The sequence below is a fragment of the Bradyrhizobium sp. genome, from assembly GCF_030693485.1.
Classification (GTDB): Bacteria; Pseudomonadota; Alphaproteobacteria; order Rhizobiales; family Xanthobacteraceae; genus Bradyrhizobium.
Genome location: NZ_JAUYAN010000266.1, coordinates 1 through 9,706 on the forward strand (window position 1 = coordinate 1; position 9,706 = coordinate 9,706).

Consider the following 9,706-nt stretch of genomic DNA (forward strand, 5'->3'; position numbering starts at 1 on the left):
TGGTGTAGTAGTCGTACTTGTCATTGACCACGGCGGCGCCGCCCTTGACGTAGATCAGAGCGTTGTTGAAGGCGTAACCGACCTGGCCTGTGAACAGGCCGAACGCGTCGACCTTGGTCCTGTTGGTGACGAGGGGAAACAAGAGGCTGACATTGGAGCCCTTGAAGTCGGCCCAGTTGCCCTGGGCTTCCAGACCGAACACCCAGGAAGCTGCCTGCCAGCGATAGCCGATCTGGCCGCCGACGGTTCCGCCGCTTGCGTCATGGCAACCTTCCGCGACGTTGACAGCCAGACGGGCCGTGGCATCTCCGGAGAAATCCCAGCACTTGTGGCTCCAGCCGCCGCCGCCGTTGAGACCGATGTACAAGCCGGACCAGTTGTACATCGCGGCGATCATCGGCGCAGGCGCCTTGGCGTAGGGACGGGCGGCCATGTCGGCGGCGGAAGCAGCGCTCGCGAGACCGAGGCTCAGGGCCGCTCCAGCTAGTAGCGTGAGAAATTTGGACTGCATGGAAAAATCCCCCATATTGAATTCGATGACCCTACAGAACCTCAGTTGGCTGTGGAAACAAGCAAAACCTGCGGCTTCCGGGCGAAACGAAGCACTTTGCCGGATCGGTGCGACATTTCTGCAATAGCGTGCCTCCGATTCAGCACGAAATCGAACCAGTTTGGTGGGATCCGCGATTCGGCTTCCTAATGGAACTCAAGGGCTTAAGGGTTCATTCACCTTAAAATGGGCCTTCCGGATTCGTCGCCTCCGCAGCGTAGAGGTCACACTCAGACCGCCGCGGTTTCCGAGGCCGCCAGCGCGCGGGCCCTGATCTCGGCGATGGTGCGCTTGAGCGCGGCCTGCCGCGGATCGGGCAGGGCCGCCGCGCGGGCCTCGGCGACGGCGCCGGTCAGATCCCGAAGCGGCAGCACGCCGTCGAAGGTCGGCTTGGCGAGGCCGTCGATAATGGCATGCCAGTCGGCGAGGCCCTGGCGATAGGCGGCGCCGTAACCCTGCACCATGGTCGCGGTCCGCACGATCGCGGACGCGGCCGCGGGCTGCCGGGTCAGCGCGCGGTCGATCATGTGCAGCCAGCGCTCGACCCAGACCCGCTCCCTGGCATAGCGGATCGAGAACCGCCGCCATCGCCGCAGCGCCGCCTCGATCCGGAGGCGGCGAATGCCCCAGCGGTTCCTGGTGCTGAAGCGGATCGAGACCTCTTTGTGGACCCATCCCAGACGCTCGAGGACGTAGAGGATCGGCTCGGCGATCGTCGCGGGGATCGCCTCGACCAGTTCATCCAGCCGGAATTGCCTGACGTCGTCGGGTGCGCCGGCCGGCGGATCGCCGGTGGCGGGATTCAATTCGGCGAGCTTCAGCTGCGCAATCCGGATCGGATCCTGATAGCTCATGCGCATCGCCATCAGCCGCGCGATCTCGCCGAACATCGCCTCGTCGACGCCGGGCTTGCCGACGAAGCGCCGCAGCCGTTCCACGTAAAGCCTGGCGTAGCGGGCGCCCTGATAATCCATCAGCAGATGGATGCCTTCGCTGACGTCGGGCTCCGCGCTCTCGGGCAGACCGGCGGGCAGGAATGGCGGCGTGCCGTCGCCCTCGCCGATGAAATCGGCGAACAGATAGCGCAGCGAGGACAGGAAGCTTGCCACTCCCGCGATCCGGCCTAGACGGGCTTCGGCGCGGCGGGCGCCGGCGCGGCGGCGGCCTGCTGCGCCAGCCGCTCCTCCAGCTTGGCGATGTTCTCGAACAGCCGGGCGCTGGCGAGACGAAGGAAGTAGAAGCCGAATTCCGGATTCTGCACGTAAAGTTCCTCGACCTTGGTGTAGCTGACGCTGAGGATATGACCGGCCTCGATACATTCCAGCGTCTGCGTTCGCATGTTCGATGGCGACAGCATGCCGAGCTCGCCGACGATGGCGCCGACCGGCAGCTCGATGCCGGATTCGACCAGCTTGAACCGCCCGCTGACGATGTAGAGCATGTCCTCGGCCTTCTCGTCCTTGTAGAACAGCACCTCGCCTGCGGGGCAATGGCGCTCGGTCATGAACGGCTTCAGCCAGTCCATCGACAGGTCGCTGTTGACCGACCTCTTCACGTCCCGCACCAGCTGCAGCATCTGGTGCAGCCGGTAGGAATTGAGCACCAGCACCAGCGCCTGCACCACGATGATCAGATAATTGCGGCTCGGGATCGCGGTCGCGATCAGCACCAGGTTGGTGAAGATGCCGAGCACCCGCAGCGGGATCATGGTCCGCATCGTGGTGGTCGCGATCACGAAGATCGATGCGAAGACAGCGCCTGCCGTGCCGGCGTGTTGGGCGAGATTCGAGGTATCCATGGGCAGCCAACCAGCTTTTAAGGAGTGAACGTCATCGAACGTCTTGAAACGTCAGTGAACTTCCGGGCATCATGTTCCGGCGCGTGCGTCATCGTAATGTCGGCGCGCCGTTTTTGGTATACGGAGAAAACGCCGGGATTGGTTGGGTTTTCGGCCGATTGGGGGCGGCGTGGCCAAAAAATATGCCGGATTCCGGTTCAAACCGGAGGGCCGGGAGGCCCGGACGTCATTTCGCGTTCTCGCGGCGCGAACGCCCGAGCTTTGCCAGGGAGGTTTGCGCCTTGATTCAGAGGGCGCAGGGAAGACCGGGTGCGCGCTGCACCCGCGGTCCCATGTGCAAATCCGTACAAAACAAACGCACATGAGCATACAGGTTCAGCGGAAACACTCCGGCCTTCCCTGCGCAATGGCTTTACGGCTTATCTCGCGCTCACCCCGGCGATCAGGATTCGCTTGTCACCGTCGCCCCGCGGATTGAACGGCGAACCCAAAGCCCGGTTGGGCCGGCTTCGCCTCCACGGAACTTGACGCCAACCCAGAGGCTGTCAGGCCCACACGCTTTTGCCGTACGCTTCAGCACCGGACGTCTGCGCGCCGCTCGATCGCTCACGGGCCTTTCGCCAACCCGCCCTGCAACCACCTGCGCGCCCGACGCTGCCGCGTCCACCGTCCCCGACCCACGTTTCGTGACAATCATGATACGCCCCTCTGAACGGGCCGGGATGGGCGGAAATGTGCGGGTGATTTGGGAGAGGAGTCAACGAAAAATTCTGAAAATAAGAAGTTTTTCGATGGCAAAGGCTCTGCTCAGGCAAAAATATCGAAAACAACCCCATGTACAGTAAGAGACCCGGCTCGCAGCACCTTGGGGACGAACTTCCGTTTCACGAAAGCAAACGCTCCAGCCGTTGTTTTCGGCTGCGCCAATCCGGCATAAGCGTTTGCAGCAAATCATAAAATGCCAGTCCATGATGTGGATGGATCAAGTGGATGAGTTCATGCGTAATGACATAATCGATGCAGCCGGTCGGCGCACGAACGAGGTCGGGATTGAGGGATATCCTGCCGCTCGCGCACCGCGACGCCCAGTCCGGCGCCAAGGTTCACGTCAGCCCTGGACTGGATCAGCCACCCGCACGCAGCAAGCCGCCGGTCGATCAGAGACCTGGCCTTGTCCTCGGGATGGAAGGCGGATTCATTCATGATCAACTTCTAGGCGAAGCTTAGCCTGACGGAAGCCCGAAGGTCCACCCGGCCCTTCGGCGTAGCCCGCGTGCGACCGCCGATGCGCCATATGATTTCGGAGATGCCCGCCCGTCACCTCGCGCCCGTCAGTTTCTTCAGATCATCGTTGATCCGCGACTGCCAGCCGTCGCCCTTGGCGCGGTAGTGATCGATCACGCGTTCGTCCAGCCGCAAGGTGATCTGCTTCTTGGTCGGCGCCTTCTGCGACCCGCGCTGCCCCGGCCTGCGCTTTGGCAGCACGGCCAGCAATTCCGCCGGCAACACATCGCGCGCCGGGCGCATACGGGCGATATCTGCCTTCGTCAGTTGGCGAACTTCGCCATCGGCGCCGGTCAGTGGCGGCCTCATGGTTTCAGGTTTTTTCGGCATGATAGCGAACCTCGCGTCGACTGGCTTTGCGAAAACTGATGATCCGAACGCCGCCTTCGACCGGCGTGAAGCAGATCGAATGCAGCCTGTCCCCCAGATGGCCCAGCGCCACGAATCGTGGCTCGGGATAGTCCCGGCGCGAGTCCAGATCGTACACCGCGCCGTCCCAATCGAAGTCGTGCGCCCGGTCAAACGGGAGCCCCCGCAGCCTCGCGTTGCGCTCGCTCTTGGCTGGATCGAATTCAATTCTCACAGCTTAGTGTAGCTACAAAAAGCAAAAATGCAAGAGCCTTCCCGATCGCGGGTTGCAACCAGCCGCCTTGACCAGAAGGCCGCCCCGCACCTTTCGCGGCGGGCCATGGATCGCGGGCCGCGACGACCCGAAATGTGTATATCTACACGATCAAGCACCCATTGAGGCAGGTCATGCTGACCACAAAACGCAAGCCGGCGACGATTGGTGAAATTCTGACCGAAGAATTCATGAAGCCGATTAGCCTGACACAGGGCGCGCTGGCTGCCGCCATGGGGGTGCAGCGCAAGCACGTCAACGAGCTGTGCAACGACCGCCGCAACGTGACCGCGGCGACCGCGCTCATCCTCGCCCGCGTGTTCGGCAACAGCCCGGATTTCTGGCTCAACGTGCAGCGGCGAACCGACCTGTGGGAAGCGATGCATTCCGCGCGTCAGCGCAAGCGGATCGAGCGGGCACGGCCGCTGACAGACGCGGCATGAGAGGCAAAGACGTGGATGGCCGGGTCAAGCCCGGCCATGACGGTTGAGAGGTCGCCCTGTTCCGGCGACCGCCCCGCGGCGGCGCCCCCTCACCCGAAATGCCGCCCTGCGCCTGCGCGCCCAAAACTGCCGCGTCCACCGCATGCCCCCACGGGGCGGCATATCGGCCGATAACGCCGTTTCCCGCCCTCGTTGACGGCCTCCCCGCGCCCGGGCACCTTGTCTTCCGGCCACGCCCCGCATTGGCCGTACCAGACACTTTCACATCGACAGGCGCCGTCTCCCAATGTCCAGGCCACTTGTTCCTCGCTTGCTGGCGGAATTCGTTGCCGCAACGAACGGCCGCAACATGACCAGGGCAGCCTATGTCGTGGTGGCGACTGGCTCCGCCATGATGGGTTTGATCACGGTCGATCCCGCCTATGAGGCGGCGCATCACTGGGTCGACGCCGTGTTGTGGGCCTGCCTGGCTTTCTTCGTGTTCGAATGGGCGGTCCGGCTTCGCCACGCCTTTCTGGCGGGGCACGGATCGAGCTACGCGATATCGGGCCGCGGGCTGGTCGACGCGGTATCCGCCGCAGCGATACCGCTGGCCCTGGTCCTGGGCGCCAGTCCCAAAACGGCGTGGCTGCTGGGCGTGTGCTGGCTGCTCAAGGTGGTTCCGGGAATTCCGGGATTGCGGCAACTGCGCCGGGTGCTGGTGCAGGAATCCGGACCGCTCTCGAGCGTGCTGGTGATTTTCCTGATGGTGCTATTCCTGTCTTCGGTGGCGGTGCATGTCCTGGAACGCGACATCCAGCCGGTGGCCTTCGGCAGCGTCCCCGCGACATTGTGGTGGGCGGTCGTCACCCTGACCACAGTAGGATATGGCGATGCCGTGCCGACCACGCCGCTTGGACGGCTGGTCGCGGCCATGGTGATGATCTGCGGCCTTGGCGTGTTCGGGCTCTGGACCGGCATCCTCGCCACCGGCTTTGCCGCGCAAACCCGTCGCGACAATTTCCTGAAAACCTGGGAGTCGGTAAGCAAGGTGCCGTTCTTCGCAGCGCTCGGACCCTCTGCGATCGCCGATGTCACTCACATGCTGCGCACCATGGATCTGCCGGCGCGCACCATGATCATCCGCAAGGGCCAAACCGGCGACTGCATGTATTTTGTCGCCGACGGCGAGGTCGAGGTCGATCTGCCGGGCAAGAAGGTGACGCTCGGCGCCGGCGCGTTCTTCGGCGAGATGGCGCTGCTCGGCAACAATATGCGCTCCGCCAACATCACCACCAGGCGGGTGTCGAAGCTGCTGGTGCTCGATCTCGTCGACTTCCGTCTCCTGATGGCGCGGCATCCCGATCTCGCCGCGACCATCGACGCCGAAGCCAGGCGGCGCGCGCTGGAAAACAGATAATGGAAAAGCCCAAGTAATGGAAAAATCCTGGCCCAAAGCCGCCGAACAGGCGAGCACGCCGATCCTGGAGATCGGCGGCGCGCGCGCCACCATCCGGCTCAACCGGCCGAAGCACCTGAACCGGCTGCAGCCCGACGACCTCGACGCCCTGATGGGGCTGTTCGAGCGGATCGAGGCCGATCCTGACATCAGGGTGCTGGTGCTGACCGGCACCGGCCGCGCCTTCAGCGCCGGCTACGACCTCGGGTCGATTGCGGAGCGCGCCAGCGCGGCGCCGGAAGCGCAGACCGCCGGATCGGCGTTCGAGATCGTGGTCGACCGGCTCGAGGACCTCGCACTGCCGACCATCTGCCGGCTCAATGGCGGGGTCTATGGCGGCTCGACTGACCTCGCGCTGGCCTGCGATTTCCGCATCGGCGTCGACAGCTGCGAGATGTTCATGCCGGCGGCGCGGCTGGGCTTGCATTACTACAAGGGCGGCATCAAGCGCTACGTGTCGCGGCTCGGCGCCGACAATGCCCGAAAGCTGTTTTTGACCGCCGAGAAAATCGATGCCGCGGAGATGCTGCGGATCGGCTATCTGACCGCGATGGCGCCGGCCGCGGCGCTGGATGCGGAAGTCGACCGGCTGGCGACGGTGCTTTCAGGCAATGCGCCGGTCGCGATGCGCGGCATGAAGCGCGCCATCAACGAGTTCGCGCATGGCAGGCTGGACGAAGCGGATGCCGATCGCCGCGCCCGCGACAGCATGCGCGGCGCCGAAATCAAGGAAGGCATCAAGGCGTTCTCGGAGAAGCGTCCGCCGAAATTCTGATACGTGGAATCGAAAACCGGTATTGCAGCCCATCCTTCGAGACGGCCACGGAGCCTGTCATCGGGCGCGCGTTCGCGCGACCCGTCGGTGGCCTCCTCGGGATGACGTCCATCCTGTTGCAACACAACAACGTCATGCTGAGATGAGCGCTTTGCGCTCACTCGGGAGGAGCGAGCATCGCGAGCGTCTCGAAGCATGGGCAACACTGATCCATTGAGATAGATCAACCGCGAGCCTTCCGGATATTTTACGGTCATGCCCACAGGAGAAACGCATGCCGTTCAAGGATATCCTCGTCGCGCTCAACAGTTACCCGGATCCGACGCCGGTTTCGGCGGTCGAGGATGCGGTTGCGGTCGCCGCAGCGCTCGGCGCTCATCTCGCCGCGCTTTCCTGCGAGACCCGCGTCCAGGTCCCGGGGCACTTCGTCTCGGCCCCGATGGTCAGCGGAATCATTGCAGGTGAAGCCGCCAAGAGCCGGAAAAGCGCCCAGGAATTGCTGGCCGCGTTCGATGCCGCGGCGGAAAAGGCCGGTGTCCCCCGCGAAACCATCCTGGAGAAATGCCTCACGCTGGAGATTCCGGATCTGCTGGTGGAGTATGCGCGGCTGCGCGACCTGACGATCCTGCCGGCGTCATCCGATCTATGGTACGCCGAAGCGGTGATTTTCGGATCGGGCAGGCCGACCCTGATCCTGCCGGTCAGTTTGAAGCGGCGGCCGTTCAAGGTCGGGACCGTCGCGGTGGCCTGGGATTTCAGCCGCGCGGCCGCGCGCGCGGTATCGGACGCCACGCCGATACTCGAAGTCGCGAACAAGGTTCACATCGTGACTGTGATCAACGAGAAGGCACTGGACACCAGGCGTTCCGGCGAAGAACTGGCCAAGAATCTTTCCCGGCACGGAATCGATGTCGTGCTGGACAAGGTCGACGCCAAAGGCGGTTCGATCGGCGAGGTGATCGAGGCCTACACCTCGTCGCAAGGCGCCGATCTGCTGGTGATGGGGGCGTATGGGCACTCGAAGTGGCGGGAGTTCGTGCTGGGTGGCGCGACACGGAGCCTGTTGTCGAAGCCGCCGCTGCCGATCCTGCTCTCGCATTAGGGCAGTTTCCTTCTCCCCTCCCCACCACGCGCAAGGGCGCGCGGAGGGAGGGGAGCGAACAGCGCTTCTATGCTTCGACGAAAGTGACGGTGTCGGCGATGCTGGCGCGCGAGGTCCGGTAGCTGTTGACCTTCGCGGCGTTGTCAGCGAATCCGAACGAAATACCGCAGACCACCTTGCGGTCGTCGGCCAGCCTGAAGTGGCGGCGGATCAATCCGGAGTGCCGCGCCAGCGCCGCCTGCGGAATGGTGCCGAGACCGAGCGCCTGGGCCGCCAGCATGAAATTGCCGACATAGGCGCCGCAATCGACCGCGCCGTAGACGCCGAGCGGCTCGTCGGTATGAACGATCGCGACATGCGGCGCGCCGAAGAAATTGTAATTCTCCAGCGCCTGCTTGCCGTACGCCGCCTTGTCGCCCCTGACGATGCCGAGCGTGTTGTAGAGCTGGAAGCCGCTCTCGCGGCGGCGCTCCTGATAGACCCCTAGATATTCCCGCGGCGGGGGAAAATCATGGCCGTCCTCGGCGCCGGAAGCCGCCTCCTGGTAGATCAGCTTGCGAAACCGCTCCTTGGCCTCACCGCTCGCGATCAGCACCTGCCACGGCTGGCTGTTGCACCAGGACGCCGTGCGCTGCGCGATAGTGAGGACGTGCTCGATGGTTTCGCGCGGAACCGGTTGCGGCAGGAAGGCGCGAACCGAATAGCGCTCATTCAGGAGCTCCTCGAGCACGCCGACACGGTCTTCACCCTTGTAACGCGCCTTCGCAGCGGCTTCCGTCATGCTCATCGCCCCTTGGTCGGGATCTTGTTGAACGGCACATCCTTGTCGACGCGGATGTCGCCGGGCAGGCCGAGCACGCGCTCGGCGATGATGTTGCGGAGGATTTCATCGGTGCCGCCGGCGATGCGCATCGAGGGCGAACTCAGCAGCATCTGCTGGAACTGGCCGGCCGCCTCTTCCTCCGCAGCGCCGGTCAGGGCGCCGGCGGCGCCCTGCAGGTCCATCGCATAGCTCGCAATGTCCTGCAGCATCACGCCGGCGACCAGCTTGCCGATCGAGTTTTCCGGCCCCGGACGCTCGCCCTTGGACAGCGCAGACACCGCGCGGTAGCTGGTATATTTCAGCCCGTTCGCCTTCACCGCCCAGCCCGCGAGTTTCGAGCGCGTGGCGCGGTCGTCGATCGCGGGCCCGTCCTCGGTCATCAGGCTGGAGCAGAACTCGAACATTTCGGGGAAGCCGGTGGCGAGACGTGAGCCGATCGACATCCGCTCGTTCATCAGCGTGGTCAGCGACACGTTCCAGCCGTCCCCGACATTGCCGAGACGCTGGCTGTCCGGAATCACCACGTCGGTGAAATAGACCTCGTTGAACTCCTGCATGCCGTTGGCCTGCTTGATCGGACGCACTTCCACGCCCTTGCTCTTCATGTCGAGGAAGAACATCGTCAGGCCCTTGTGCTTCGGCACATTGGGGTCGGTGCGGGTGATGAGGAGACCATAGTCGGAATAATGCGCGCCGGAGGTCCAGATCTTCTGGCCGTTGACGATCCAGTCGCCGGAGCCGTCATCGGCCGGTTCGGCCCTGGTGCGGAGGCCCGCCAGGTCGGAGCCGCCGGCGGGTTCGGAAAACAGCTGGCACCAGATCTCTTCGCCCGACGCCAACGGCGGCAGCAGGCGCTGCTTATGCTCCTCCG

General features: G+C 64.0%; 12 protein-coding genes. 4 read left to right on the plus strand and 8 right to left on the minus strand.

Features of this window, described 5'->3' with window-relative positions:
- The 6 genes from Q8N40_RS19390 to Q8N40_RS19415 all read right to left on the minus strand — a co-directional run.
- Window positions 1-511, minus strand: a 511-nt coding sequence (locus Q8N40_RS19390) for an outer membrane protein (protein WP_371135749.1), incomplete at its 3' end; no start/stop codon positions are given.
- Window positions 512-780: 269 nt separating this feature from the next.
- Window positions 781-1,659 carry a DUF6537 domain-containing protein gene (locus tag Q8N40_RS19395; protein WP_305712947.1) on the minus strand — a complete coding sequence of 293 codons (879 nt, stop codon included), beginning with the start codon at window positions 1,657-1,659 and terminating at the stop codon, window positions 781-783.
- A 14-nt stretch (window positions 1,660-1,673) separates the two neighbouring features.
- The gene (locus tag Q8N40_RS19400) at window positions 1,674-2,348 is read right to left on the minus strand and encodes a Crp/Fnr family transcriptional regulator (protein WP_305712948.1); all 675 of its coding nucleotides are present in this window, start codon (window positions 2,346-2,348) and stop codon (window positions 1,674-1,676) included.
- A gap of 884 nt (window positions 2,349-3,232) precedes the next feature.
- Window positions 3,233-3,448: a M48 family metallopeptidase gene (locus Q8N40_RS19405; RefSeq protein WP_305712949.1), complete on the minus strand. Its 216-nt coding sequence runs from the start codon at window positions 3,446-3,448 to the stop codon at window positions 3,233-3,235.
- 217 nt (window positions 3,449-3,665) lie between these two features.
- Entirely contained in the window at window positions 3,666-3,941 is a 276-nt protein-coding gene (locus Q8N40_RS19410) for a BrnA antitoxin family protein (protein ID WP_305712950.1), read from the minus strand.
- A 4-nt stretch (window positions 3,942-3,945) separates the two neighbouring features.
- Window positions 3,946-4,215, minus strand: a complete 270-nt coding sequence (locus tag Q8N40_RS19415; protein WP_305320396.1) for a BrnT family toxin — start codon at window positions 4,213-4,215, stop codon at window positions 3,946-3,948.
- 173 nt (window positions 4,216-4,388) lie between these two features.
- On the opposite strand from Q8N40_RS19415, the gene Q8N40_RS19420 reads away from it, so the two are divergent.
- The 4 genes from Q8N40_RS19420 (at window position 4,389) to Q8N40_RS19435 (ending at window position 8,012) form a co-directional block, all read left to right on the plus strand.
- A complete protein-coding gene (locus Q8N40_RS19420) occupies window positions 4,389-4,697 on the plus strand; it encodes a HigA family addiction module antitoxin (RefSeq protein WP_305320395.1) in 309 nt (102 codons plus the stop codon).
- A 286-nt stretch (window positions 4,698-4,983) separates the two neighbouring features.
- Complete coding sequence (locus tag Q8N40_RS19425) at window positions 4,984-6,096, plus strand: cyclic nucleotide-gated ion channel (RefSeq protein ID WP_305320394.1); 1,113 nt, start codon at window positions 4,984-4,986, stop codon at window positions 6,094-6,096.
- Window positions 6,097-6,112: 16 nt separating this feature from the next.
- Window positions 6,113-6,910 (plus strand): enoyl-CoA hydratase/isomerase family protein, encoded by a 798-nt coding sequence (locus Q8N40_RS19430; protein ID WP_305712951.1) that lies wholly within the window; start codon window positions 6,113-6,115, stop codon window positions 6,908-6,910.
- A gap of 274 nt (window positions 6,911-7,184) precedes the next feature.
- A complete protein-coding gene (locus Q8N40_RS19435) occupies window positions 7,185-8,012 on the plus strand; it encodes a universal stress protein (RefSeq protein WP_305712952.1) in 828 nt (275 codons plus the stop codon).
- A 67-nt stretch (window positions 8,013-8,079) separates the two neighbouring features.
- Here Q8N40_RS19435 and Q8N40_RS19440 read toward each other — a convergent pair whose 3' ends face one another.
- Together Q8N40_RS19440 and Q8N40_RS19445 are read right to left on the minus strand one after the other, a co-directional pair.
- Window positions 8,080-8,793: a nitroreductase gene (locus Q8N40_RS19440; protein WP_305320391.1), complete on the minus strand. Its 714-nt coding sequence runs from the start codon at window positions 8,791-8,793 to the stop codon at window positions 8,080-8,082.
- Window positions 8,794-8,795: 2 nt separating this feature from the next.
- The coding region (locus Q8N40_RS19445) for an acyl-CoA dehydrogenase family protein (RefSeq protein WP_305712953.1) at window positions 8,796-9,706 on the minus strand (911 nt) is incomplete at its 5' end.